This window comes from Desulfovibrio sp. SGI.169 (genome assembly GCF_050313595.1).
GTDB lineage: Bacteria > Desulfobacterota > Desulfovibrionia > Desulfovibrionales > Desulfovibrionaceae > Desulfovibrio.
Window position 1 is genome coordinate 95,343 of sequence record NZ_JBNPLS010000002.1, and the last position, 25,067, is coordinate 120,409.

Here is a 25,067-nt window from a genome sequence, read left to right on the forward strand (position 1 = left end):
CATGGGCCGCGCCGCCAGGCGCGTCGAAATCGTAACGGAGGCAGCGTTGAATCAGTTCAGTCGCAACCTGATGCTGTGGGCGATTATCGTCCTGGCGATGGTCATGCTTTTCAATATGTTCCAACAGCCGCAGGCCGGTTTGCAGCGGGTGCCCTATACGGAGTTTCTGAGCAAGGTGGATGAGGGGCAGGTGCTGTCCGTGACCATCCAGGGGCATACTCTTGCGGGCAGAACAGCGGACAACAAGACCATTCAGACTTATGCCCCGCAGGATTCGGGCCTGGTCGGCAGGCTCATTGAAAAGAAGGTGGAAATCAAGGCCGAGCCGCCGGAAGAATCCCCCTGGTACATGACGTTGCTGGTGTCCTGGTTTCCCATGCTTTTGCTCGTTGGCGTCTGGATTTTCTTTATGCGCCAGATGCAGAGCGGCGGCGGCAAGGCCATGAGTTTCGGTCGTTCCAGGGCGCGCATGCTCAATCAGGAGAACGCGCGCGTCACCTTCGCCGATGTGGCGGGGGTGGACGAGGCCAAGGAAGAGCTCTCGGAAGTGGTGGAATTTCTCTCCAACCCCAAAAAGTTCACTCGCCTGGGGGGGCGCATCCCCAAGGGCGTCTTGCTGGTGGGCCCTCCGGGCACGGGCAAGACCCTGCTGGCGCGCGCCGTGGCCGGCGAAGCCGGGGTGCCGTTTTTTTCCATCTCCGGTTCGGACTTTGTGGAAATGTTCGTGGGCGTGGGCGCTTCGCGCGTGCGCGACCTTTTTGTGCAGGGCAAGAAAAACGCGCCCTGCCTGATCTTTATTGACGAAATTGATGCCGTGGGCCGCCAGCGCGGCGCCGGTCTGGGGGGCGGTCACGACGAACGCGAACAGACCCTGAATCAGCTGCTTGTGGAGATGGACGGCTTTGAAAGCAATGAGGGCGTCATCCTTATCGCGGCCACCAACCGCCCGGATGTGCTGGACCCGGCCCTGCTGCGGCCCGGGCGTTTTGACCGTCAGGTGGTGGTGCCCACGCCGGATCTGCGCGGTCGCCGCCGCATCCTTGAGGTGCATACCAAACGCACGCCTCTGGATGCGGATGTGGATCTGGAAGTGCTGGCGCGCGGCACGCCGGGCTTTTCCGGCGCGGATCTGGAAAATCTGGTCAATGAGGCGGCCCTCCAGGCGGCCAAGCTGAATCAGGACAAGCTGGACATGCGCGATTTTGAGTTTGCCAAGGATAAGGTGCTCATGGGCCGTGAACGGCGCAGCCTGATCCTCTCGGACGAGGAAAAACGAATCACCGCGTACCACGAAGGCGGTCACGCCCTGGCCGCCCGGCTGCTGCCCGGCTCAGACCCGGTGCACAAGGTCACCATCATCCCGCGCGGCCGCGCCCTGGGCGTGACCATGCAACTGCCCGAGGAAGACCGCCACGGCTACTCCCGCGGCTATCTGAAAAACAATCTGGTGGTGCTGCTGGGCGGTCGTGTGGCGGAAGAGCTGATTTTTGACGACATTACCACCGGCGCGTCCAATGATATTGAGCGCGTCACCCGCATGGCCCGCAAGATGGTCTGCGAGTGGGGCATGAGCGAGGCCGTGGGCACGCTTTCCATCGGCGAAACCGGCGAAGAGGTTTTCATCGGTCGGGAGTGGGTGCAAAACAAGAATTTCAGTGAAGACACGGCCCGACTGGTTGATTCCGAGGTCAAGCGCATTGTGGAAGAGGCCCATGCCCGTTGCCGCAAGCTCTTGCAGGACAATGAGGAAACACTGCACCGCATCGCCCGGGCCTTGCTGGAGCGTGAAACCATCACCGGCGACGATCTGGATTTGCTGATGGACAACAAGGAACTGCCGCCTCTGGACATGAACGGCAAACCCCTGAAGACCTCCCGGGCCGGCGATTCCCCGCAACGGGAGAAGGGCGGCGATTTTGTTCTGGAGCCGGATGAAGCCGACCCGGCATCTCCGGCGACTCAGGGTGCCGAACCGTCGCGTCCGGCGGCGGAGACGCCTGATCCGGGGCGGGGCGACCACGCCGGCAAGGATGCCCCGAACGCATCGACTGACCATGCGGAACAGGATAAAAAGTAACCGGCAGGGCGCATCCGTCACGGGTGCGCCCTGGTTTGTGAGCGGGGGCAGGGCCTTGACGGTTTCCGCCCCTTTCGGCGTCATGGGCATCGTCAATCTGACGCCGGATTCTTTTTACGACGGCGGCGCGCACGCCAGCCCGCGCAAGGGGCTGGCGCATGCCCTGAGCCTGCTTGAGCAGGGCGCGGATATTCTGGATCTGGGCGCGGAATCATCCCGCCCCGGCGCAACGGCGCTGGAGCCCGCCGAAGAGCTGGAGCGCCTCCTGCCCGTGCTGGCCGGGCTGCGGCGGCGCGCGTCCGGCGCGTTCATCTCGGTGGACACCTATCATGCGGCTACCGCCGCAAGGGCGCTGGAGCAGGGGGCCGCGATCATCAATGATATTTCAGCCTGCGCTTTTGACCCTGAGTTGCTTGACGTGCTGGTGCAGTACAAGCCGGGCTATGTGCTGATGCACAGCCAGGGCCGCCCGGACAGCATGCAGCATGACCCTCGCTATGATGACGCGCGCCGCGAGGTGCGGGAGTTTTTCGAGCGGGAGCTGACGCGCCTGACGGCCGCCGGGCTGCCTGAGGATCACATTGTGCTGGACCCCGGCATAGGCTTCGGCAAGACGCTGGAACACAATCTTGCCCTGCTCTCGCATCCTGAGGACTGGCTGGGCTTCGGCCGGCCGGTGCTCATGGGGCTGTCCATGAAATCCATGTTCGGCGCGCTGCTGGGTCTGCCGCCCTCTCAAAGGGGCCCGGCCACCCAGGCGGCCACGGCCCTGCTCTGGAGCCGGGGCGTTTTCTGGCATCGGGTTCATGACGTGGCCGCCGCCCGGCAAAGTCTGGCCGTGGCCGCGGCGTTGCGTTCCGGTATTTGAAACTGGTCGTCCTGCGGCAATGCTCTGGCGCGCAGAGCGGGCGCGACAGGCTTCGCAGGGCGGGCGCGCTCTCCGCCATGGCGATTCACGCGCAAGTTCCCAAGGGGGAAACCATATGTTCAGTATCAAGTGGTCATGGCGGACGCTTACTGTCTTCGTTGTCTCGCTGATTTTTTGCGGTACCGTAATCTGCTCTCTGGTGGCAAACGAGCAGGAGCAGGAAGCCATCAAGATGGAGAGAATCAGCTTCACCCAGAGCAACAAGCTTACCAACGTCCTGACCAAGCTGCTCTACAAGACGCAGACCATTTCCGCCCTGATGATTCAGGACAACGGCAATATAGAAGGTTTTGAAAAAATAGCGGCCACTCTTGTGGATGATCCGGCCATTCTCAATGTGCTGCTGGCTCCGGGCGGCGTGGTCAGCGCCGTGTATCCCCTCGAAGGCAATGAGGCCGTGCTGGGCCTGAACTTTTTTGCCGAGGGGGCGGGCAATCGGGAGGCCGCGGAGGCCAGAAACACCGGGCAGCTGGTTCTGGGCGGCCCCTTCCCGCTGAGGCAGGGCGGAGAAGCCCTGGTGGGCCGTCTGCCCGTATATGTGCGGGGGCAGTTCTGGGGCCTGGTTTCCGTAACGCTGAAATTTCCTCAGGCCCTGGACGGCGCGGGGCTGGAGCGGCTGGCCGAGCAGAATCTGGCCTACAGTCTCTGGCGAATCAGCCCGGACAGCGGCGAAAAGCAGATTATCGCGCAAAGCCCGCAGGGGGGCGGCAGCCACAGCCGGTATATGGAAACGCCCCTGAATATTCTCAACGCCGAATGGTTCCTCCGAATTTCGCCCATCAGGGCCTGGTATCAGTACCCTGAGTCCTGGCTGTATATCTGCCTGGGCATACTGTGCAGCTTTCTGCTGGCTTCGCTGGTGCAGCACAATGCCGACCTGCGCGACATCCATCAGCAACTGGACAGTATGGCCTCGCATGACGCCCTTACAGGCATACTCAACCGGCGCGGCCTGTTCAAGAAGCTGGAGACGCTGATCGGGAAGGACGGCAATTCTTTTTCGCTGTATTATATGGATTTGAACAAATTCAAGATGTTCAACGATGTCTACGGACATAACACGGGCGACCATGTATTGCGGGTCTTTGTGGAAGAAGTGCAGCGCCGCGTAAAAATGCCGCACATTTTCGCCCGTATCGGCGGGGACGAGTTTGTGGTCATCACCCAGAGCGCGGTGCGCGACAACGACATCGCGAAGTCTTTTGACGATATCCGCGCGGCGCTGCAAAGCCGGAAAATTGTGGACGATGACAGTGTGCGCGTTTCCTTCAGTCTGGGCAGGGCGGTCTATCCCCGCGACGGCGAAACCATTGACGCCCTGATCGCCCATGCGGACGGCGGAATGTACACGGAAAAGCGCAACGGCTCCGAAAAAACCGCGTGACGGCCTGAGAGAAGCATACGGTGTTTGAGCATTTTGTCTTCGACTGGCGCGACCTGCTGGATATCGCCCTGGTCAGCGCGCTGCTCTATCAGGTCATCCAGTTGTTGCGCGGTTCCCGCGCGCTGGCCGTGCTTACCGGCCTGGGGCTGCTGACCCTGCTGTACTTCATGTCCAGGACAATGGGCCTGTATACGCTCACCTGGCTGTTGCAGCATATTTTCAGCTCGTTATTCATTCTGATTGTGGTCATCTTTCAGGCCGACATTCGCCAGGCTCTGGGCGAAATGGGCGCGCACCGCCTGTTCAGGCGGCGCGGGCTCAGGCTGAGCGGGGTGGAGGAAGTGGTCATGGCCTGCGTTGAGATGGCGCGTCTGCGCGTGGGGGCGCTCATCGTCATTGAGCGCAGCATGCGCCTTGGCGACATGATCAAGCGCGAAGGCGTGCGGCTGGACGCCCAGCTCTCCCGCCAGCTGCTCATGAATATTTTTTATCCCAAGGCTCCGCTGCACGACGGCGCTGTGGTCATCAGCCGCGGGCGCATCATGGCGGCGGCCTGCATTCTGCCGCTGGCCGTGGCCAAGGGGCAGAGTTTCGGCACCCGCCACCGGGCGGCTTTGGGCATCACGCAAGAGAGTGACGCCGTGGTTGTGGTTGTGTCCGAAGAGCGCGGCGAAATTTCCGTGGCCATGAAAGGCGAGCTGGCGCGCGCGCTGGATGCGGCGCGCCTGAGGCAGGTGCTCAATGAAATCCTCTGAAGACAGCGGCGCTCTGCGGCGCGCGCCGCATCTGCTTTCGCTGCTGGTGGCGGTGCTGGCCGCCGTGGCCATGTGGTACGTGGTCAGCGTGCGGGATCGCCTGGAAGCCCAGGTGGAAGTGAATATTGATTATTACGGCATTCCGCCCAACCTGGTGGTCACCGACGGCCTGATCAGCAAGATCACGGTGCGCCTGCGCGGGCCGGAAACTCTGCTGCGCTCCATCACCCAGCAGCGGCTGACCCAGGCCGTGGACCTGTCTGACATCAAGAAGGGCGTCACAAATGTGCCGCTGGGCGGCGACAATCTGGGCCCCAACTTCCGGGCTTTTGAGCTGGTGGACATTCAGCCGCCGCGCATTGTCGTCAGGGCCGACACCCTGCTGGAACGCAGCGTGCCCCTGCGCGCCATTGTGGATTCGCCTCTGCGCGGCGGGGCCCTGACCGTGGAAAACGTCAGCGTGTCGCCGGCCACTGTGGTCTTGCGCGGCCCCGAAGACGTGCTGTCGGATATCACCAGCGTGCCGCTGACCATCATGCTTGACCCCAAGGCGGCGGGCGCCACCGTGCATCAGACCATCACCCTGGACACGCCGAGCCTGGTCACCGCCAATCCCTCGTCGGTGCGCGTGCAGTACACCATCACCAGCGGGCGCACCGTGGTGTCGCGACGTTGCAGGGTGGAACTGGCCGGGGAGAACCGCCGCCAATATACAGTGGAGCCGGAGGAAGTGACGGTGCTGGTGGAAGTGCCCGAAGCCCTGGCCACGAGCGCGCGCTATCTGGGCCAGCTGGAGGTCAGCGTCACGCCCCCCTCCCTGGAACCGGGCCAGAGCAAACAGACGGAGTTGCGCTTCCGTCTGCCTGAGGGCATGACCCTCTTGAATCCCGCCATCGAAGAAGTTACGGTTTTTCGCAAGAAAAAATAGCCTGCGCTTGCGCGCGCAAGTTCAGAAGGAGTTTTCATGGCTGAACGTCTCTTCGGCACGGACGGTCTGCGCGGCGCCGTGAATGCCGCGCCCATGACCGTGGATGTGGCCCTGCGTCTGGGGCTGGCGGCCGGGGTGCGCTTCAGGCGCGGCCCGCATCGGCATAAGGTGGTCGTCGGCAAGGATACGCGGCTTTCCGGCTACATGTTTGAGTCCGCGCTTACGGCGGGCTTGTGCGCCGCGGGCATGCACGTGATCATGACCGGCCCTCTGCCCACGCCGGCCATTTCCTTCCTGACGCGCAGCATGCGCGCCGATCTGGGCGTGGTCATCTCCGCCTCGCACAACCCTTTTTCCGACAACGGCATCAAGTTTTTCGACGCCGACGGCTATAAACTGCCGGATCAGACTGAAAACGAAATCGCCGAGATGGTTCTCAACCCGGATATGGCCTGGCCCTATCCAGACTCTCGCATGGTGGGGCGGGCCTCCAAGATTGAAGACGCCGGGGGCCGCTATATCGTCTACACCAAAAGCTGCTTTCCGACCCAGCTGACCCTGGCGGGTCTGCGCATCGTGGTGGACTGCGCCAACGGCGCCAGCTACAAGGTGGCGCCGCTGGCCCTGGAAGAACTGGGGGCCGAGGTCTTTCGCCTGGGCGCCGAGCCCAACGGCACCAATATCAATGACCATTGCGGTTCGCTCTATCCCGAAGTGGTGGCGGCCAAGGTGCGCGAGGTGCGCGCCGACGTGGGCCTGGCTCTGGACGGCGACGCCGACCGCCTGATCGTGGTGGACGAGCACGGCAACATCCTGGACGGCGACCAGCTTATGGCCCTCTGCGCCCAGGCCATGATGGCGCGCGGCGAGCTGCCGGGCAACATGCTGGCGGCCACGGTGATGAGCAACATGGCGCTGGAGATTTTCATGCGCGAGCACGGCGGCGTCCTTCTGCGCACCCAGGTGGGCGACCGCTATGTGGTGGAGGCCATGCGCCGCGAGGGGGCCATGCTTGGCGGCGAGCCGTCCGGGCATCTCATCTTCCGGGGCTACAGCACCACGGGCGACGGTCTGCTGGCGGCCCTGCAGATTTTGCGGATCATGCGCGAGAAGGAGAAACCGCTCTCCGAACTGGCGGGCCTGCTCACGCCCTTCCCGCAGAAACTCGTCAATGTGCGGGTGGAAAAACGCCTGCCCTTTGAGGAACGCCCGGCCATCGGCGAGGCCGTGGCCAGAGTGGAAAAGGAACTGGCCGGGCGGGGCCGGGTGCTGCTGCGCTATTCAGGCACCGAGGCCCTCTGCCGCATCATGGTGGAAGGCGAGGATGAAGACAGGGTCGGGCTTTACGCGACGGACCTGGCGGAGGTGGTGGCGCGCGAACTGCGCTGAGGCGCGCCGGGCGCGCGGCAACGCAACAGATCACCTTGACGGGGCGGATGCCATGCGAAAACACGCTCTTGTGGACGTGGCGCTACAGGTTTTTGGCAAGCCTTACCAGACGGCGCTGTGCCTTCTTTCGCTCATGCGCCATTGCGAGCCGTGGATCGGGACGATTTTTTCGTCATTGAAAACGCCAAGCCCAAATACGACACGGTGTCGGTGACCGCGCTGGCCGACCTGGTGCCGAAAATGCGCACCGTGTTCATGAAAAACTGGCTGGGCGTGGGCAGTGTGGACACGGCGCGCCTGCGCGAAACGGCCTACCGGCGCTCTGTCCGCTATCAGTACGCCTGGGAGGAGACCTCGCGGGATTTTCTGCTCGTCATCCACAATGACGCGTCTTTCTGCGGCGACGTTATCGCGCCCATGCTGGAAAACATCGGAGATCACATTGCCCTGGGCGAGCTTGGGCAGTGCTGGAACTGCCCCGCCGCCCGCCCGCACATTGTGGAGGCCCTGGCCATAAACGGCGGCAAGCCTTGCCAGAGGGCGCGGTACACCGATTTCAGACTGACTTTTCAGGATCTTGACGCCATGTACCGGCTCTCCCGGAATCGGGGAGAGCATATCCGCAACTTTCTCAAGGTTCCCTGGGCGGAAGAACTGCGAAAGCATCCGTGGCCCCTGCCGGAATGTCGCGTCAACGAGTGGTGCTGTCTGATCAGCATGCGTCTTGCCCGCGGGGCGACCATGCCCCTGGGCGTGGCGCGCCCTTTCGGCGCGTATGCCTCCCTGACGGATTTGGGCGTGTCCTGGTTTCGCGATGTGCACCGACAGGGCTTCCGGGCGCGCCATTTTGACCTCGGCCCCTATGTGCGTCACAGCATGGGGCATATTCATCTGTGGAATGAGGATGCCTACCGCGCGCGCGAAGCGAGCGCCGCCGCCGCTCTGCGTGAGGGCTTTCCAGAACGCGCGACCGATCTGGCCGCCAGAGGGTTGCCTGTATAAAGGCCGGAAGCGGCCTGCCCGCAGGGCTTGCGCGCGCCGTCGCGAGCCGGCCGGCAATTTGCGTTTTTTTCTTGCACTTGCCGCGCTTTTGACGGAATATGAACGTGAAGCATATTCGACGCGTTGCGGAACAGCCGCTCTTTTCAGGCGGCGCGCGCATGACGGCGCGATGACGCAAGGGCGGATTCTTTTCCAGTTATCCCGCAATGTTCCGAAGCTCTGGCTTTGTTTCGGCACTAATACATGAGCGGAGGCGCGCATGAAGGATATTCGCAAGGTGATCATTCCCGTGGCCGGTTGGGGTACGCGTTCACTGCCCGCGACCAAGAATATTCCCAAGGAAATGCTGCCCATCTATAACAAGCCTGTCATCCAGTATGTGGTGGAGGAGGCGCAGCGCGCGAAAATTCAGGACGTGATCTTCGTGACCAACCGGGACAAGAGCGTCATTGAAGATCACTTTGACTACAACCTTCAGCTGGAGGCGGTGCTGGAGCGCGCCGGCAAACTGGACAAGCTGGCCGAAGTGCGGCAGGTGGCCGAAATGGTCAACATCATGTCCGTGCGCCAGAAAAAACAGCTCGGCCTCGGGCATGCGGTGCTCTGCGCGCGCGAGCTGGTGCGTGACGACCCCTTTGCCATCATGGTGGGCGATGACCTGATGTTCGGCGGCGTGCCGGGCATCGGCCAGCTCATTGAAGTGGCGATGGCCGAAAAGATGCCGGTTATCGGCGTTATGGAAGTGCCCTGGGAAAAGGTCAGCCGCTACGGCATCATTGATGGCGAAGAAGTGGCCCCCGGCGTTTTCCGGGTGCGCGACATGGTGGAAAAGCCCAAGCGCGAGGCCGCGCCTTCGCGTCTGGCCATTGTGGGCCGCTATGTGCTCACTCCGGAAATTTTTGATTATCTGGAAAAGGTCAAACCGGGCCACGGCGGTGAAATTCAGCTTACCGACGCCCTGCAGGCCATGGCGAAAGATCGCGGCATGATGGCCGTGCGCATGTCGGGCATGCGGTTTGACGCCGGCGACTGGGCGGAATTTCTTACGGCCAATATTTACTTCGCCCTCCAGGATGAGGAATTGCGTTACGAATTGCTGGGCCTGCTCAAGAACTTCGTTCAGTTCCAGTAAAATTTACCGTAAGCTGTTCTTCACCCCTTGATTGCGTCAGGAGTCCATGACGGCGCGGCGCTGTACAAATGTACGGCAGCCGCCTGTCGTGGGCTTCTTTCTTCGGAAGGGCGTTTCCGTTTCTTGTCCGTCTGAACTGCGGTCGCCCTGTCGTCAACGCCGTGCGGCCGCGCCGAAGTATGCCTGCTGTATGTATGCCAATGTCGCTTTGCTGAGTCCCCCGTATGCCTGCCTGACCTATGCGCTGCCGCCGGAATTTCCGCCGGAGTTCTGGCGGCCCGGCCTGCGCCTGGCTGTGCCCCTGGGCAGGAGCGAACGCGGCTTTCGGGCGGCCGCGCTTTTGTCCGTCAGCGAGGCGTCGGGTCTGCCGGGCAGCGTAACCTGCAAGACTGTCTGCTGGCCGCTGGAAGATGCCCCCCTGCTGCCGCCGGATCTGCTGGCCTTATTTCGGGACATGGCCCTGCGGCAGGGCGTGGAGGCGGGGCTCATCCTGGGCCATGTGCTGCCGCAGGGGCTGCGCAGCACGCGCGTGCGGCTGCATTGTCTGGAAAGGGGACGCGCCACGGCGCTGAGCCTGTTGCAGATCAGTCAGGCGAACGCGGCGGAGCGGCAGAAACTGGCCCGGGCGCTTTGTTCCGGCGCGGCCCGCATGCTGTCGCCCGGCGCCGACGCGGCCAGTGAGGAGTTTTGCCTGTTGCGCGCCGACCCTCCCTGGCCGGTGCGCCCCTCGGCCACCCGCCAGATTGAAGTTCTGGAATATCTGCACGAGCACGGGGCCGTAAGCCGCCGCCGCCTGCTGCGCAGCCTGGGGCAGGCTGTGGCCCCCGCCCTGCAAAGTCTGCTCAGGGCCGGCCATCTGTCGCTGACGCGCGAAGAGGTCGGGGATGATGCGGAACGGGCCCTGCTGCCTCCGCCGCCCGCGCCTTTCAGCCTTAATGCTGACCAGCGGGCGGCTCTGGCCGAGCTGCGCGCGGTTCTGGACAGGGATGCGGCGGCCTCCCGCCTGCTTTACGGCGTCACAGGCAGCGGCAAGACGGCCGTCTATCTGGAGCTGGCCAGGGATTGTCTGGCGCGGGGCAAAAGTTTGCTGCTGCTGGCCCCGGAGGTGGCCCTGGCCCACAAGCTGCGCCGCGACGCCGCCTGCGCCCTGCCTGACGCGCCGCTTTTTTTCCATCACGGCTATCAGTCGCCGGCGCGGCGCGAAGCCGCCTTCCGCGCATTGGCCGCCCGGCGTGATCCCTGTCTGGTGGTGGGCACGCGCTCGGCGCTTTTTCTGCCTGTGCCGCGCCTGGGCTGCGTGGTGCTGGACGAGGAGCACGACAGCTCTTTCAAGCAGGATGAGGGGCTTTCCTACCAGGCCAAGGAAGTGGCCTGGTTTCGCATGGCCCAGGCGCGCGGTTTGTTGCTGCTGGGGTCGGCCACGCCGGACATCAAGACGTTTTACGCGGCGGAAAACGGGCAACTGCCCTTGCTGCGCCTGCCGCGCCGGGTGGGCGGCAGGCCGTTGCCGCCGGTGGAGCTGGTGGACATCAGCGCCTTGCCCCCGGCGGCGTCCTCTCTGGAGGGGGGCGGGCTGCTGGCCCCGGCGAGCGAAGCGGCCCTGCGCGAGACGCTGAAAAGGGGGGAACAGGCCGTGGTGCTGCTCAACCGGCGCGGCTACGCCCCCCTGATGTACTGTCTGGACTGCAACGCCACCCTGCGATGCCCGCAGTGCGAAATCGGCCTCGCCTACCACAAGGGGCGGGAAAAGCTGGTCTGTCACTACTGCGGCTACACCCGCCCCTTTCCCTCGCCCTGTCCGCAATGCAAGGGCATGAATTTTCTGCCGCTGGGCGAGGGCACCGAGCGCCTGGGCGAACGGCTGAGCGTGCTGGCCGGGCAGCCCGTGCTGCGTCTGGACCGCGACAGCACGCGCCGTCCGGGCCGCATGGAGGAAATACTGGCGGCCTTCGCCCGGCAGGAATCGCCTGTTCTGGTGGGCACGCAGATGCTCTCCAAGGGCCACCACTTTCCGCAAGTGACCCTGGCCGTGGTGGCCGATGGCGACCTAGGGCTGAATCTGCCCGATTACCGGGCGGCCGAGCGCACCTTTCAGCTTCTGGTGCAGTCCGCCGGACGGGCCGGACGAGGGGAAAAACCGGGCCGGGTGCTGATCCAGACCCGCGATGTCAGTCACTACTGCTGGCAATATGTGCGCGCAGGCGATTATGAGGGCTTCTATGCGGCGGAGCTGGAGCGGCGGCGCCTGCGGCTGTACCCGCCATTCGTGCGTCTGGCTCTGATCCGCATGTCCTTCGCTGTGGAGGAGAAAGGCGGGCCCGCCGCCCTGAGTGACCTGGCGGCCGCGCTGCGGCCGCGGGCGCGTGAGCTCGGCGTTCGCATGCTGGGGCCCGCGCCCGCGCCCCTGGCCCTGCTGCGAGGGCGACGGCGCTTTCATTGTCTGCTCAAGGCCGGGGACTGGCAGGCCCTGCGCCAGCTCTATTTTTTTGCCAAAAGCCGGAAAAGCGCCGCATTGCTGCGACTTTCCCTTGACCTTGATCCCGTTAATATGCTGTGATGGTCGAAATGCCTTTTGAGGAGCGGGTGGCCTTATCCGCCCCGCGTCGTTGCGCCATGTGAAACGCGTCTGGTCAGGGCCGCCGTTTTTCTGGAAGGGGAGCGCGCGACCTTGTCTGGTCTGTGGTGTACTGGAGGAGAAATGAGGGCTTTGCGTATTTTCTGTCTTGTGCTCGGCCTGCTCGCGGGCATGGCGTCAACGGTTCGGGCCGAGGGCTTCGCCCTCAATGAATGGAGCGCCAGGGGCGTGGCCCTGGCGGGCGGTATGGTGGGACGCGCCGACGACGTGTCGGCGCTGGCCTACAACGCCGCGGGCATTACCCAGTTGCCGGGCGCGCATGTCATGGGCGGATTTGCCTTCATCGCCCCTATGGGCACCATCGTCGCCGACATGGGCGGCATTGAGCAGGACACCACCACCAAACCGGCGGTCTGGACTGCGCCGCACGGCTACGCCAGCTATCAGCTTAACGACAATGTCTGGCTGGGGCTGGGCGTGTTTTCGCGCTTCGGCGTGGGCAACAGTTATGACGGCGCCTGGACGGGCCGCTACAACATTTATGACGTGGGCCTGCAAACCGTCTCCTTTGTGCCCACGGTGGCCTACAAGATCAACGACATTTTTTCCGTTTCTCTGGGGGTGGAGGCGCTGCACGCCGGCGTGTACATGGGCAGCAAAATACCCACCAGCACCGGCGGCCCGGTCTGGGACAACGACCTGCAGGTGGAGGGGCGCGGCTGGGGCGTGGGCGCGCATCTGGGCCTGCACATGCGTCTTAATGAGCAATGGTCCGTGGGCCTTGCCTACAAGAGCCAGGTCACGCTCAACATCAACGGCGATGCGGAATTCGGCCGGCAGGGGCCCAATGTGCTGGCCGACATGGCGCATCTGCCCGAAGCGCGCGACTGTTCGGCCAACGCCACGGTGCAGCTTCCCGATTCCCTGGCCCTGGGCGTCGCGTACAAGCCGCTGGACAATCTGAGCTTTGAGGTGGGGGCCGTCTGGACGCGCTGGTCCACCTATAATGCCCTGAATCTTTATCTGGACAGCGGCTACTCCTCCATCAGCAACAAGGAGTGGCGCGACGGCTGGAACTTCAACGCCAGCGTGGAGTACAAGCCTCTGGACTGGTGGAGCCTGCGAGCGGGTTTTGCCTATGAAACGCCGGTACTCAATGAAAATCACGCCGATTTCATGATGCCCACCAACGGGCGCGCCACCCTCAGCCTTGGCACGGGCGTGCGCTGGAACGACTGGACCTTGGATTTCGCCTACGCCCATCTCTGGATCAATTCCACTGACTATGACAATACCGACGCCGCGGGCATCCGCAACAATCCCTTTAACGGCGGGGTCAGGGGCGGCCACTCGGAAAACGTGGTGGCCAATATTTACATGTTCTCCGTGGGCTACACGTTTTAGCCCCGATGGGGGCGTGTGAACGCTCAAGACGACGCCATATCGGAAGGCGCTCAAACGGGCGCGGCGGTCTGCCCGGCAAACGGCCAAAGCCGTTTGCCGGGTTTTTGTTGTTATGGCGCATATTTTGCATATATTCGGGAACCCGGCAAAGAAGTGGCGTCCGCGACACGGAGGGCATGCGGCGGGCCTTGCCGGGAGGGGAAGTCAAGAATTTCTGTAGAAATTCCATTGACAATTTCAAGATTTTGCACAAATCTCAAAACTCCCTGTCAACAGAAGGGGAAAAGCACTCAGGAGGACTGTCATGAAACGCGTTATCACCGCTTTGGCGCTTGTGCTGGCGCTTGCCTTGCCCGGACTGGCCGCGGCGGAAGGCACCGGCATGTATCTGGCCCCCAAATTTCTGATGTCCATCCAAGACACCGGCACCATGGAGCGCACCAGCTCCCTTGGCGGTTCCGGCGTGGACGACTACAGCCAGTTCACCCTGGGCGGCGCCCTGGCTCTGGGCTATGATTTCTGGCCGCAGCAAATGCTGCCCCTGCGCGCTGAAATTGAATTCGCCCTGCGCGGCAACAGCGAAAAAAGCTGGAGCGACCGCGGCATCAATGTGAACAACGTCAAAGGCACCTGGAACAATTCCACGCTCTTTGCCAACCTGTTCTGGGATTTTCATAACGACACGGCCTTCACGCCTTATGTCGGCGCCGGTCTGGGGCTGGCCTTCAACTATACCGGCTATGATTTCACCACCAACGACGGCAGCAAGTTCTCGGCCGACGACCGTTTCACCAACTTCGCCTGGAATGTGGGCGTGGGCGCGTCCTACAGCTTTAACGACAATATCGCCCTGGACGCTTCCTACCGCTTTGTGGGCCTGGGATACAATGAAGTCAGCGCCTATCACAACGGCCGCAAGTACGAGATCGGCAATGATCCCTACAACAACGAGTTCATGCTGGGTCTGCGTTTCGCCTTTTAGAGCGGACGCCGTATTTGTCTGAAAAAAAGACACTCTGCGTGTTATGCCACGGAGGGCGTCTTTTCATTGTCCCTGTCAGAATGGCATAACATGTTGGCGCCATGAAGAAAGAATGCGATATGGCAAATCTGAAGAAAACATTTTGCCTTTTTGGAGGAAGCGACGTGAAGCGTATTTTGAGCATTCTGGCCCTGATGACGGTTCTGGCCCTGCCGGCTTTGGCTCAGGCCGAGGCGAACGGCCTTTATCTGGCCCCCAAGTTTCTGATGTCCATTCAGGATACGGGCGTTATTTCCCGCCCGTACAGCGACATGACGGACGAGAGCTACAGCCAGTTCACTCTGGGCGGCGCGCTGGCCGCGGGTTATGACTTTTACCCCCGGCATCAGCTTCCCCTGCGCGCTGAAATTGAATTCGCCCTGCGCGGCAACAGCGAAAAAAGCTGGGACTCCAGCTTTGACGGTGCCTTTGTGAGCACCAAGGGCCTCTGGAACACCTCCACCCTGTTCCTGAACCTCTACTACGACATCCAGACCGGCACCCCCTTTGTGCCGTACATCGGCGCGGGCGCGGGCCTGGCCTTCAATTATGCGGAATACACCCTGCACAGTGACGGGCAGAGCTATAGCGCCAGCGACAACTTCACCAATTTCGCCTGGAACGTGGGAGCGGGCGTGGCCTACAACATTAACGAAAACTTTGCCGTGGATCTGGGCTACCGCTTCATGATGATGGGCTACAATGAAGTTTCCGCGGGCGATGCCAATATCAGCAACCAACCCTATAACAACGAGTTTATGCTGGGCCTGCGCTTCACCTTCTAGTGTCTACTGTTGCAATCAGACACTGGGGCCTGTTTTTTGCCCCCAAACAGAAAATCCGCCGTCCGGCGGGTTTTCTGTTTGGGGGCAAAATGAAGCGCCTGCGCGACCGGTGTTTGCTTCTTTCTGACCCGCGCCCAGGCTTTGTTGCCAGGGCTCAAAGCCCGCCCGCTTTCGCGTCGCGTGCTTTCTGAAAACAAGGCGTTTGACAGAAAATCAGAAAAATTCTCCTGAAGAAAAAAACATTTTTTATGAATCAAAAAAATGTTTTTTCTCTTGACAAACCGCTCAGCCTTACGGTTCGGAAGCTGAGCCGTGATCGTTAAAAAATGGCGAATAACTGAAAAAAAACGAGAAAATTTTATCTACTATTGTTGAAAATAATCTGGGCATATTGTGAACAGAAGGAGGCGACAAGGCAAAAGCCTTGCTCCATAAGGGTTTAGCGGAACGCCCCATTCTTCACGATAATAAAAATAATAATATATTTCAATATATTATGTGATAATATCTTTGGGGAAAACAAAAGCGGTCACTGCCCAGAGAGCGCTTAATTCTCCATTGCCCATGCTCTCCCTTTCAGGCTACAAGGCCCCCATGCGAGATCAATGGGCCGAAATTTCTGAAAATCTCAAGAAAATGCTGGATTCCGGCATTTTTAAGGTTTGGATAGCGCCCCTGCGCGCCACGCTGGCGGATGGCGTGTTGCGCCTTGTCGCGCCCAATGCCTTTATGGCCGGCTGGCTGGAAAGCCGGATGCTTTCCACCCTGCGCGAGGCGGCCGCCCCGGTGCTGGGCCTGTCGTCCGATGCCGTGGAAATACATATTGAGATCGCCGAAAAAAGCAGTGACGCCGCGCAGGCGGCTTCCACGGCTGATCTTGCCGCGCGGGTCTTGCCGCAACGCCAGGGCGATTTGCCCATGCCCGCCGCCGCGCCCGCTTGCCGGCGGGAGACGCGCTGGCGCTATTGCTTTGAGGATTTTGTGGTGGGGCCCTGCAACAGTGTGGCCGTGGCGGCCGCGCAGGATGTCTGCCGCAGCGGCGGCGTGCGGACGCTTTTTGTAAACTCGGCTTCGGGCCTGGGCAAAACGCATCTGGCCCAGGCCGTGGGCCAGGCTCTGAGCCAGAAGGGCAATGCCGCGCGGGTGGCCTATCTTACCGCCGAGGAATTTGCCTCGCGTTTTGTGGCTTCCCTGCGCGGCCATGATGTGGAGGGCTTCAAGGCCCGCCTGCGCGAGCTGGATGTGCTTTTGCTGGAAGACGTGCATTTTTTTCAGGGCAAGGAAAAAATGCAGGATATGGCCCTGGCTGTGGTCAAAAGTCTGCAAGCCAGGGGCGGCAGGGTGATTTTCACTTCCTCATTTTCGCCGCGCGAACTTCAGCGGGTGGACAGTCAGCTCGTCTCGCATTTCTGCTCAGGCATTCTGACCAGTATGGGACGCCCCGACGAGGAGATGCGCCGCCGCATCCTCACCCGCAAGGCCAAAAGCTTTCAGGTGCTGTTGCCCGAGCCGGTCTGCGATCTGTTGGCCAGCCGGTTGCGCGGCGATGTGCGCCAGATGGAATCCTGTCTGAACAGCCTCATATTTAAGGCCCGGCTGCTCAACTGTGGCCTGAGCCCCGATCTGGCGCTGGAGGTGCTCAACCAGTACGCCGGCGTGGAATGCGGGCCTGATCTGCCCACCATTATCCGTCTTGTCTGCGAAAGCTATGGCCTGGAACAGCGCCAGCTCTGCTCCCGCTCCCGCCGCCGGGAGTGCGTGCTGGGCCGTAATACCATCTATTATCTGGCGCGCAAGCACACCGAGCTTTCTCTGGAAGAGATCGGCGAGACGTTCAATCGCCGTCATTCCACGGTTATCAAGGGCATAACCTCGGTTGAGCGCGAACTTGCCAAAGAATCCAGCCTGGGGCGGCAGATCGCCAGGGCGGTGGCGCTTATTGAGCGCAACGCGGGCCTGGGCGCTGTCTAGCGCCTCATTGCAAAAATTCTGCGCGAAAATCCGCACAGAATTTTTGCGGGATCGTTCGTGAAAAACGTGGTTTTTCGCTCACTCACGACGGCTATGTCGCCGCAAAATCCTTACGGATTTTGTAGTGTCCACTTTTGCAAGTAGACACCATGCTCAGACCTCATTAAAAAATTCGTTATGTTTTTTTGCCGGTAAAGGGAGGTTGCTCCGCTCGCCGCCGAAGCGGAGCGAAGGGCGGGGGCCGTCGTCGCAAGAATCTCAAAAATTCTTGTTTTTTGGGATTGTTGTGGCGGAACACAAGCAACAACCTAACCAACCGCGCATTACTAGGGCCGGACTCCCCAAATGGCTTTGTACAAAAAAAGGGAGCGCCGAAGCGCCCCCTGAACAAAAAACGGAATACCGCCGAAATCAGTCTTTCTTGTCCTTTTTCAGCCAGGACATCATGCCGCGCAGGTTTTTGCCCACCTGTTCGATCTGGTGTTCGGACTCGTTGCGGCGCGTGGTCAGGAACATGGGATACTTGGCGCGGGCTTCCAGAATGAAGTCGCGGGCGAATTTGCCGCTCTGGATATCCTTGAGCACGCCCTTCATTTCCTTTTTCACGTTCTCGTTGATCAGGCGCGGGCCGGAAACATAGTCGCCGTATTCCGCCGTGTTGCTGATGGAGTAGCGCATGCGCGAAAGCCCGCCCTCGTACATCAGATCCACGATCAGCTTCATTTCGTGCAAGCATTCAAAATAGGCCATTTCAGGCTGGTAGCCGGCTTCCACCAGGGTTTCAAAACCGGCCTTGATCAGGGCGGAAACGCCGCCGCAAAGCACGGCCTGTTCGCCAAAGAGGTCGGTCTCCGTCTCTTCGCGGAAGGTGGTTTCAATGACGCCGGAGCGGGCGCCGCCGATGCCCTTGGCATAGGCCAGGGCCACCTTGAGGGCCTGGCCCGTGGAGTCCTGCTCAATGGCCACCAGGCAGGGCACGCCGCCGCCCTCGGTGAAGGTGCGGCGCACCAGATGGCCGGGCCCCTTGGGCGCGATGAGGAAGACATCCACATCCTTGGGCGGCTGGATCTGGCTGAAATGAATGTTGAAGCCGTGGGCGAACAGCAGGGCCTTGCCCTTGGTCAGGTGGGGCCTGATGTCGTTTTCATAGACAGCCGCCTGCACTTCGTCGGGCAATAGAATCATGATCAGATCGGCCTGCTTCGCGGCTTCGGCGGCGGACACCGGCGTAAAGCCGTGCTCCTTGGCAAGCTCGTAGTTGGCGCCGCCGGGGCGCTGGCCCACCACCACCTTGACGCCGGAATCCCGCAGGTTCTGGGCATGGGCATGCCCCTGACTGCCGTAGCCGATGATGGCCACGGTCTTGTTTTTCAAAACATTGAGATCGGCATCCTGATCATAATAAACTTTCATCTGAACATCCTCTGTAATCGCTCACGGTTAGACAAGACAACTCCCGACCGCACATGCGGCGGGAAAAAACGGCAACGGCAGGCTGACGCAAAGCGCCGCGCGCTCCCCTTTTGCCTTGAAACTGGCATGCACCTTTGCGGGCGGCGCGTCAATCCGCCTTTTTGGAACGGCGCATGGCCACCGAGCCGGTGCGCGCCAGTTCCTTGATGCCAAAACGTTGCAGCAGGCTGATGATGGCCTCCAGCTTCTCGTGGTCGCCCGTGGCTTCAATGGTCATTTCATTGTAGCTGACATCCACGACCTTGCAGCGAAAAATTTCCACCGTGCGCAGTATTTCCCCGCGCATGGGGCCTTCGGCCTGCACCTTGACGAACATCATCTCCCGTTCCACGGCGAGAGTGTCCGCGAAATCCGTCACCTTGATGACAGAAACGATTTTGTGCAGATGCTTCATGATCTGCTCCAGAATCATGCTGTCGCCATAGGTGGTAATAGTCATGTGCGAGACGCCTTCCTCCAGGGCCGGAGCCACATTGAGCGAATCAATATTGAAGCCCCTCCCGCTGAACAGCCCCACCACGCGGGAAAGCACGCCGGGTTCGTTTTCCACCAGCACGGAAAGCACATGTCGTTGCATATCCATCTCCTACACCAGCAACATTTCATCCAGCGCCGCGCCGGCGGGCACAATAGGATAAACGTTTTCCTCGCGCTCCACAACCACATCAATGAAGGCGGGTTTGGGCGTGGCCAGGGCCTTTTCCAGTTCGGGCAGGAGCTCGCCGGGCTTTTCGATGCGGTAGCCTTCGGCCCCGTAGGCCTCGGCCAGCTTCACAAAGTCGGGCTGGGCCTCCATATTGGTGGAACTGTAGTTGTGGTTGTAGAAAAGCTCTTGCCACTGGCGCACCATGCCAAGATGACGGTTGTTCAGAATGACCACCTTGACCGGCAGATTATAGGCCACGGCCGTGGCCAGTTCCTGAATGTTCATCTGCAGCGAGGCGTCGCCGGCCACGGTGATGACCATCTTGTCCGGCAGGGCGAACTGCGCGCCAATGGCAGCCGGAAAACCGTAGCCCATAGTGCCCAGGCCGCCGCTGGTCAGCAGGGTGCGCGGTTTTGTGAAGCTGTAAAACTGGGCCGCCCACATCTGATGCTGCCCCACTTCCGTGGCGATGATGGCATCGCCGCGGGTGAGTTCGCGCAGGGCTTCCACCACCTGCTGGGGTTTGATGCTGTTTTCGCTTTTCTGGTAGCAGAGGGGCTTGCTTTTCTTCCATTCGGTCACGGCCCTGACCCATTCCGCATGTTCGGCGGCCCAGTCCCGTTCGGCCAGCCTGGCTTCGCAGATTTCCATGATGCCCGCCAGGGCCAGCTTGCAGTCGCCCACCACCGGCACATCCACTTCCACATTTTTGCGGATGGAGGTGGGGTCGATGTCGATATGCACAATGCGCGCCTTGGGCGCGAAGGCCGTCAGCTTGCCGGTGACGCGGTCATCAAAGCGCGCGCCCACGCAGACCAGCAGATCGGCGTTATTGATGGCGAGATTGGCGGCATAGGCTCCGTGCATGCCCACCATGCCCAGCGAAAGCGGATCCGTGGCCGGAAAGCCGCCCAGCCCCATGAGGGTGCAGGTCACGGGGATGTGCAGGCGGCGCGCCAGAGCGGCCATCTCGTCGGCGGCATTGGCCATGACCACGCCGCCGCCGGAGAGCAGCACCGGGCGCTTGGCCTGGGTCAGCTCCTCCACCGTGCGCCGCAACTGGTTGAGGTTGGGCCTGTAGGTGGGGTTGTAGCTGCGCATGTAGATGTCTTCGGGCCAGGCGAACTCCGCCCTGGCCTGCACCACATCCTTGGGCAGATCCACCAGCACGGGGCCGGGCCGCCCGGAGCGGGCCAGGTAAAAGGCCTGGCGGATGGTCAGGGCCAGCTTGTTCACGTCCTTGACCAGAAAGTTATGTTTGGTGCAGGGGCGGGTGATGCCCACAATATCCACTTCCTGGAAGGCGTCGTTGCCGATGAGCTTGGTGGGCACCTGGCCCGTGACCACAACCAGAGGAATGGAGTCGGAATATGCCGTGGCTATGCCCGTCACCGTATTGGTGGCGCCCGGCCCGGAAGTGACCAGGCAGGCCCCCACCTTGCCGGAGGCGCGGGCATAGCCGTCAGCCGCATGCACAGCTCCCTGCTCATGGCGAACCAGCACATGACGTATCTCGGGATGTCGCGGCAGCTCGTCATAAATATCAATCACCGCGCCGCCCGGATAGCCGAACAGCACGTCCACGCCTTCACGCTTCAGGGATTCAAGGAGAATCTGCGCACCTGTGCATTCCATAAACCGGCTCCTCAACCACTTTTATTAGTCTTGCTTTTTCAGACGATCCAGGATGTCCATCAGCCTGGTCTTGCCTTCCAGCTTCTGCTTTTTCAGTTGCTTCAGGGTCTGCTCTTCGGTGGGCGTACGGTAGCTTTTGCCTTCCAGTTTTTCCACCTGTTTTTCATAGAGCACATGATCTTCCCAAAGGGATTTCAGCTCCGGATCAGTGGGCGCATACTTTTCCAGCAAATCAATTTCATGCTGATCCATAAGAAATCTCCAGCGTTAGATGTTCAAGCGCGGGCGAGCCGCGCAAAAAGCCAATCTGGGCATCCCGGCCTTGAAACATGAAAGCGTCAGGGCGGCCCGGCCCGGTCTTGGATGACGGCCTCTCCCGGCAGGAAAAAGCCGGCGTGGCCGGAAGGCGGAAAAAACGTTTCGGGAAGGGCCTCAATGCAGGGCAATGGCATATTGCGCCAGCGAGGCGACCACAATACGGTTGAACAGCTCAATGGCCAGCAGCACCACCACGGGCGAAAAATCCAGGCCGCTCGTATAGGTGAAGGGCAACCATTTGCGCACCCGGTAAAAAACCGGTTCGGTCAGAAGGCGCAGGGTTCGCACTATGGGGTTGTAAGGGTCGGGCCGCACCCAGGTCAGTACGGCGGAAATGATCACAATCCAGAAATAGATGTTCAGCAGCGACCCCAGCACCAGGGCTATGGCGCTCAATGTATTGGCAAGCACAATCATGTAGTCTCCGAGCAAAGCTTAATAGATGCGGAATCAACGGCTGCGCGCCAGAACAGGAACCAGGGCGCGGCCCAGAGCGGCGAAATCAGACGCGACGATCTGGCCCTCCAGTTCGCCGCCGTTAAAGGCGGCGAACGTCACCCCCGCCGCTTCGGCGGCCTGCTTGTCATGGGCGCTGTCGCCCACAAAGAGCACATCCGAAGGCCGCGCGCCCCAGTCCGCGCAGATGCGCCGCGCGCCCTCGGGCGAGGGTTTGGGCGTGGAGTTGCTCGCCGTAACCACAGGATCAAAATAGGAGGGCAAGGCGAAAAAGTCCAGAACCCTTTGCATGCCCTGCTCTGTGCGGTTGGTGGCGATGGCCATGCGCACGCCCCTGGCGCTCAGTTCATCCGCAAATTCGCGGAAACCGGGCATAAGGCGCAGCAGGGGCAGGATGTCGCGTTGATAGTTGATTTCGTCCCTGGTCACGCGGTCAATTTCGCCGTGCAGGCGCTCGGGCAGAATGTGGCGCAGCGCCTGGCCCGCCGTGGCCATGAAAGAGTAGGCCTCCTGCTCCGGCGTCATGGGCGGCAGGCCGAAATAGGCCAGCACGCGATTGTAAAATTCGTCGTTGGCCGCGCGGGAATTGATCATCACGCCGTCGCAGTCAAAAATGACGCCAGCCAGACCGTGGGGAAACAGCGTTCCGTTCACGCGCGCCTCCAGGTGAGCCAGAGGCGCTCCACGCCCAGGAGGCCGTCAGCGTCCCGCCCTGGCGGGCGCGAATGGCCCAGCGCGCGCCAGAGCGGGGCGCGGGCCTGCACAATTTCGCCGGCCCGTTCAGGCGGGCAGCCCAGCAGCTCCGCACAGTGCGGCGCGAGGCTGAAGTCGAGCCGTTCCAGCAGGTCGGCGCGCATGGGGCCTTCCACCGCCAGGGCCGCCTCTCTGGGCAGAAAATACGCCGCATTGACCGCCGCCAGCCGCCACGGGGGGATCAGCGCCGGGTCCAGAGCGATGGACGCGTCCAAAAAAGGCAGACCGCGCGGACGCTCGTCTTCTTCCACACCCAGGGCGGCGCTCAGGCGGTTCGCGTTGCGCGCGTAGTTTCGGGCCAGCTCGGCCAGCTCGGCCAGGCGTTCTTCCTGTAGCCAGAGCCAGAGCAGAGCCTTTTGGGCCTGTTCGCGTTCCAGCCGATCATGGCGCGCGGCCTCGGCCGCCGAAGGGGCGACGCCGTCGCGCCCGCCCAGCTCTTTCAGCGCGGCCAGCTCGGCCAGCCGCCGCGCGTTGCGGGCGTTGTCCGCCACGGCGACGCCCAGCGGCAGGCCGGAAAGGGCCGCCATGTCCATCTGGCGCAGATCCGCCAGACAGGCAGCCGCCTCGCGCGGGCTGAAGGGATAGTTTGCCGGGCGATGGCGGTCGGGGGCCGGGGAGGCGGCGTCAATACCGCAAAGCTCGTCCGGCAGGCCCGGCCAGAGGCGCAAGGCTCCCGGCCAGGCCGGGGCGGAGGCGGCATCCGGGTCCAGCCCCCGGGGCAGCGGCCCGCGCAGAAACGGCAGTCTGAGGCACAACGTGGCTTGCATACTTTTTCCTTCGGGGGCGCAGCATAGCCGTTGCCGTGTCTGAGCGCAAGCTGTCGCGTCTCCCCGGATGTATTGTCAGTAGGTTGATTATCGCATATATACAGGCCTGCACCGCCGCCGGCACGAGCGACGGGACGCCCAAATTATCCGCCGGGGCTTCCCCGGCATATGAAGGAGTACAGCTATGGAACAGGGCACAATCCGCCTCAAGACCGGCCTTGCCGAAATGCTCAAGGGCGGCGTGATCATGGACGTCACCACCCCCGAACAGGCGAAAATCGCTGAAGAGGCGGGCGCCTGCGCCGTCATGGCCCTGGAACGCGTGCCCGCCGACATCCGCGCCGCCGGCGGCGTGGCCCGTATGGCCGACCCCACCATCGTCAAAAAAATCATGGAGGCGGTCAGCATTCCGGTCATGGCCAAGGCGCGCATCGGGCACTTTGTGGAAGCGCGCATTCTGGAAGCTCTGGGCGTGGACTACATTGATGAAAGTGAAGTGCTGACTCCCGCTGATGACCGTTACCACATCGACAAGCGAGACTTTACCGTGCCCTTTGTCTGCGGTTGCCGCAATCTGGGCGAAGCCCTGCGCCGCATTGCCGAAGGCGCGGCCATGATTCGCACCAAGGGCGAGCCGGGTACCGGCAACGTGGTGGAAGCCGTGCGCCACTGCCGTCAGGTTATGGACGAAATACGCATGCTCTGCGCCCTGCCTGACGCCGAAGTGCCCAATTTCGCCAAGGAATGCGGCGCGCCCTTGGAAGTTTGCCTGGCCGTGCGCAAGGGAGGCCGCCTGCCCGTGGTCAACTTTGCCGCCGGCGGCATCGCCACCCCGGCTGACGCCGCGCTGATGATGCATCTGGGCTGCGACGGCGTGTTTGTGGGGTCGGGCATCTTCAAGTCCGGCGATCCTGCCAAGCGCGCCAGGGCCATTGTGCAGGCCGTGACCAATTACAGGGATTACGCCATGCTGGCCGAAATCTCCCGTGACTTGGGCGAAGCCATGGTGGGCATCGAGATTTCCTCCATTCCGAGCGCCGAGCGCATGCAGGAACGGGGCTGGTAAGATGGTCAGACCCTGCGTGGGCGTTCTGGCGCTGCAAGGGGCCTTTCGCGAGCACGCGGCCTCGGTGACCCGCCTGGGAGCCGAGACCCGCGAAGTGCGCCAGCTTGGACATATGGACGGCATCGACGCCATGATCATTCCCGGCGGTGAAAGCACCACCATGGGCAAACTGCTGGTGGAGCTGGGCATGCTTGAGCCCCTGCGGCGGCGCATTGAAGACGGCATGCCGGTCTACGGCAGCTGCGCGGGGCTGATTCTGCTTTGCCGCGAGATAGAAAATTCGCCCCAGCCCCGCCTGGGCGTGCTGGATGCCGTTGTGCGGCGCAATGCCTTTGGCCGCCAGGCGGACAGCTTTGAAACCGAGCTGAACCTGCCCGAGCTGGGCATGCCGCCGTTTCCGGCGGTGTTCATCCGCGCGCCCGTGCTGACCGGCGTGGGGCCGGGCGTGCGTGTGCTGGCCGAGGTCAGGGGGCGGGCCGTGGCCGTGCGCCAGGACAATGTGCTGGCCACATCCTTTCACCCCGAACTGACGCCCGATACCCGGCTGCACCGCTACTTTCTTGAAATGTGCGCAAACTGAACCGCCTTTTCCCTGAATGAAA

At 61.9% G+C, this 25,067-nt stretch carries 22 protein-coding genes; 15 read left to right on the forward strand and 7 right to left on the reverse strand.

The genetic code is table 11. The features are described from left to right. Nucleotides 1-46 precede the first annotated feature (46 nt). From ftsH to ACQRA4_RS02010, 13 genes are all read left to right on the forward strand, one after another. Nucleotides 47-2,077, forward strand: coding sequence for an ATP-dependent zinc metalloprotease FtsH (gene ftsH, locus ACQRA4_RS01950; protein WP_427821399.1), 2,031 nt, complete (start codon nucleotides 47-49; stop codon nucleotides 2,075-2,077). After that, on the forward strand, nucleotides 2,055-2,945 hold the full coding sequence (folP, locus tag ACQRA4_RS01955) for a dihydropteroate synthase (RefSeq protein WP_427821486.1): 891 nt from the start codon (nucleotides 2,055-2,057) through the stop codon (nucleotides 2,943-2,945). Before ftsH ends, folP begins: the two co-directional genes overlap by 23 nt. Nucleotides 2,946-3,060: 115 nt before the next feature. Further along, nucleotides 3,061-4,389, forward strand: a complete 1,329-nt coding sequence (locus tag ACQRA4_RS01960; protein ID WP_427821400.1) for a diguanylate cyclase — start codon at nucleotides 3,061-3,063, stop codon at nucleotides 4,387-4,389. A 20-nt stretch (nucleotides 4,390-4,409) separates the two neighbouring features. Next, nucleotides 4,410-5,144, forward strand: a complete 735-nt coding sequence (cdaA, locus tag ACQRA4_RS01965; RefSeq protein ID WP_427821401.1) for a diadenylate cyclase CdaA — start codon at nucleotides 4,410-4,412, stop codon at nucleotides 5,142-5,144. Beyond that, on the forward strand, nucleotides 5,131-6,072 hold the full coding sequence (locus ACQRA4_RS01970) for a CdaR family protein (RefSeq protein WP_427821402.1): 942 nt from the start codon (nucleotides 5,131-5,133) through the stop codon (nucleotides 6,070-6,072). The genes cdaA and ACQRA4_RS01970 overlap by 14 nt, the downstream gene beginning before the upstream one ends. 36 nt (nucleotides 6,073-6,108) lie before the next feature. Continuing rightward, nucleotides 6,109-7,461, forward strand: a complete 1,353-nt coding sequence (glmM, locus tag ACQRA4_RS01975; protein ID WP_427821403.1) for a phosphoglucosamine mutase — start codon at nucleotides 6,109-6,111, stop codon at nucleotides 7,459-7,461. Between the two features lie 117 nt (nucleotides 7,462-7,578). Next, complete coding sequence (locus ACQRA4_RS01980) at nucleotides 7,579-8,463, forward strand: hypothetical protein (RefSeq protein ID WP_427821404.1); 885 nt, start codon at nucleotides 7,579-7,581, stop codon at nucleotides 8,461-8,463. 259 nt (nucleotides 8,464-8,722) lie between these two features. Continuing rightward, nucleotides 8,723-9,595, forward strand: a complete 873-nt coding sequence (gene galU / locus ACQRA4_RS01985) for a UTP--glucose-1-phosphate uridylyltransferase GalU (RefSeq protein WP_427821405.1) — start codon at nucleotides 8,723-8,725, stop codon at nucleotides 9,593-9,595. 190 nt (nucleotides 9,596-9,785) lie between these two features. After that, nucleotides 9,786-12,152, forward strand: a complete 2,367-nt coding sequence (gene priA, locus ACQRA4_RS01990; protein ID WP_427821406.1) for a replication restart helicase PriA — start codon at nucleotides 9,786-9,788, stop codon at nucleotides 12,150-12,152. 141 nt (nucleotides 12,153-12,293) lie between these two features. After that, a complete protein-coding gene (locus ACQRA4_RS01995) occupies nucleotides 12,294-13,574 on the forward strand; it encodes an OmpP1/FadL family transporter (RefSeq protein WP_427821407.1) in 1,281 nt (426 codons plus the stop codon). Between the two features lie 304 nt (nucleotides 13,575-13,878). Further along, nucleotides 13,879-14,556, forward strand: a complete 678-nt coding sequence (locus ACQRA4_RS02000) for an outer membrane protein (protein ID WP_427821408.1) — start codon at nucleotides 13,879-13,881, stop codon at nucleotides 14,554-14,556. A gap of 164 nt (nucleotides 14,557-14,720) precedes the next feature. Then, nucleotides 14,721-15,380: an outer membrane protein gene (locus ACQRA4_RS02005; protein ID WP_427821409.1), complete on the forward strand. Its 660-nt coding sequence runs from the start codon at nucleotides 14,721-14,723 to the stop codon at nucleotides 15,378-15,380. Between the two features lie 594 nt (nucleotides 15,381-15,974). After that, a complete protein-coding gene (locus tag ACQRA4_RS02010; RefSeq protein ID WP_427821410.1) occupies nucleotides 15,975-17,351 on the forward strand; it encodes a DnaA ATPase domain-containing protein in 1,377 nt (458 codons plus the stop codon). Nucleotides 17,352-17,762: 411 nt separating this feature from the next. Here ACQRA4_RS02010 and ilvC read toward each other — a convergent pair whose 3' ends face one another. From ilvC to ACQRA4_RS02045, 7 genes are all read right to left on the reverse strand, one after another. Further along, nucleotides 17,763-18,764: a ketol-acid reductoisomerase gene (gene ilvC / locus ACQRA4_RS02015; protein WP_427821411.1), complete on the reverse strand. Its 1,002-nt coding sequence runs from the start codon at nucleotides 18,762-18,764 to the stop codon at nucleotides 17,763-17,765. A 148-nt stretch (nucleotides 18,765-18,912) separates the two neighbouring features. Beyond that, entirely contained in the window at nucleotides 18,913-19,401 is a 489-nt protein-coding gene (ilvN, locus tag ACQRA4_RS02020) for an acetolactate synthase small subunit (protein WP_427821412.1), read from the reverse strand. Between the two features lie 9 nt (nucleotides 19,402-19,410). After that, nucleotides 19,411-21,105, reverse strand: coding sequence for a biosynthetic-type acetolactate synthase large subunit (gene ilvB / locus ACQRA4_RS02025; RefSeq protein WP_427821413.1), 1,695 nt, complete (start codon nucleotides 21,103-21,105; stop codon nucleotides 19,411-19,413). Between the two features lie 24 nt (nucleotides 21,106-21,129). Continuing rightward, the gene (locus ACQRA4_RS02030; protein WP_297825980.1) at nucleotides 21,130-21,357 is read right to left on the reverse strand and encodes a DUF465 domain-containing protein; all 228 of its coding nucleotides are present in this window, start codon (nucleotides 21,355-21,357) and stop codon (nucleotides 21,130-21,132) included. 180 nt (nucleotides 21,358-21,537) lie between these two features. Continuing rightward, entirely contained in the window at nucleotides 21,538-21,840 is a 303-nt protein-coding gene (locus tag ACQRA4_RS02035) for a YggT family protein (protein ID WP_427821414.1), read from the reverse strand. 33 nt (nucleotides 21,841-21,873) lie between these two features. After that, nucleotides 21,874-22,533: an HAD family hydrolase gene (locus ACQRA4_RS02040; protein ID WP_427821415.1), complete on the reverse strand. Its 660-nt coding sequence runs from the start codon at nucleotides 22,531-22,533 to the stop codon at nucleotides 21,874-21,876. Further along, the gene (locus ACQRA4_RS02045; RefSeq protein ID WP_427821416.1) at nucleotides 22,530-23,399 is read right to left on the reverse strand and encodes a hypothetical protein; all 870 of its coding nucleotides are present in this window, start codon (nucleotides 23,397-23,399) and stop codon (nucleotides 22,530-22,532) included. Before ACQRA4_RS02045 ends, ACQRA4_RS02040 begins: the two co-directional genes overlap by 4 nt. A 184-nt stretch (nucleotides 23,400-23,583) precedes the next feature. On the opposite strand from ACQRA4_RS02045, the gene pdxS reads away from it, so the two are divergent. Both pdxS and pdxT read left to right on the forward strand, forming a co-directional pair. Further along, complete coding sequence (gene pdxS, locus ACQRA4_RS02050) at nucleotides 23,584-24,465, forward strand: pyridoxal 5'-phosphate synthase lyase subunit PdxS (protein ID WP_427821417.1); 882 nt, start codon at nucleotides 23,584-23,586, stop codon at nucleotides 24,463-24,465. Nucleotide 24,466: 1 nt separating this feature from the next. Further along, nucleotides 24,467-25,045: a pyridoxal 5'-phosphate synthase glutaminase subunit PdxT gene (gene pdxT, locus ACQRA4_RS02055; RefSeq protein ID WP_427821418.1), complete on the forward strand. Its 579-nt coding sequence runs from the start codon at nucleotides 24,467-24,469 to the stop codon at nucleotides 25,043-25,045. Nucleotides 25,046-25,067: the final 22 nt, after the last annotated feature.

Bases quoted from the DNA above. Each gene is read 5' to 3' on its own strand.
- folP (WP_427821486.1), top strand. From the start codon at position 2,055: ATGCGGAACAGGATAAAAAGTAACCGGCAGGGCGCATCCGTCACGGGT.
- ACQRA4_RS02000 (WP_427821408.1), top strand. From the start codon at position 13,879: ATGAAACGCGTTATCACCGCTTTGGCGCTTGTGCTGGCGCTTGCCTTG.
- ACQRA4_RS02045 (WP_427821416.1), bottom strand. From the start codon at position 23,399: ATGCAAGCCACGTTGTGCCTCAGACTGCCGTTTCTGCGCGGGCCGCTG.
- ilvN (WP_427821412.1), bottom strand. From the start codon at position 19,401: ATGCAACGACATGTGCTTTCCGTGCTGGTGGAAAACGAACCCGGCGTG.
- ilvC (WP_427821411.1), bottom strand. From the start codon at position 18,764: ATGAAAGTTTATTATGATCAGGATGCCGATCTCAATGTTTTGAAAAAC.
- ACQRA4_RS01995 (WP_427821407.1), top strand. From the start codon at position 12,294: ATGAGGGCTTTGCGTATTTTCTGTCTTGTGCTCGGCCTGCTCGCGGGC.
- ACQRA4_RS02010 (WP_427821410.1), top strand. From the start codon at position 15,975: ATGCGAGATCAATGGGCCGAAATTTCTGAAAATCTCAAGAAAATGCTG.
- priA (WP_427821406.1), top strand. From the start codon at position 9,786: ATGTATGCCAATGTCGCTTTGCTGAGTCCCCCGTATGCCTGCCTGACC.
- ACQRA4_RS01970 (WP_427821402.1), top strand. From the start codon at position 5,131: ATGAAATCCTCTGAAGACAGCGGCGCTCTGCGGCGCGCGCCGCATCTG.
- glmM (WP_427821403.1), top strand. From the start codon at position 6,109: ATGGCTGAACGTCTCTTCGGCACGGACGGTCTGCGCGGCGCCGTGAAT.
- pdxS (WP_427821417.1), top strand. From the start codon at position 23,584: ATGGAACAGGGCACAATCCGCCTCAAGACCGGCCTTGCCGAAATGCTC.
- ACQRA4_RS02030 (WP_297825980.1), bottom strand. From the start codon at position 21,357: ATGGATCAGCATGAAATTGATTTGCTGGAAAAGTATGCGCCCACTGAT.
- ilvB (WP_427821413.1), bottom strand. From the start codon at position 21,105: ATGGAATGCACAGGTGCGCAGATTCTCCTTGAATCCCTGAAGCGTGAA.
- ACQRA4_RS01960 (WP_427821400.1), top strand. From the start codon at position 3,061: ATGTTCAGTATCAAGTGGTCATGGCGGACGCTTACTGTCTTCGTTGTC.
- pdxT (WP_427821418.1), top strand. From the start codon at position 24,467: ATGGTCAGACCCTGCGTGGGCGTTCTGGCGCTGCAAGGGGCCTTTCGC.
- galU (WP_427821405.1), top strand. From the start codon at position 8,723: ATGAAGGATATTCGCAAGGTGATCATTCCCGTGGCCGGTTGGGGTACG.
- ACQRA4_RS02035 (WP_427821414.1), bottom strand. From the start codon at position 21,840: ATGATTGTGCTTGCCAATACATTGAGCGCCATAGCCCTGGTGCTGGGG.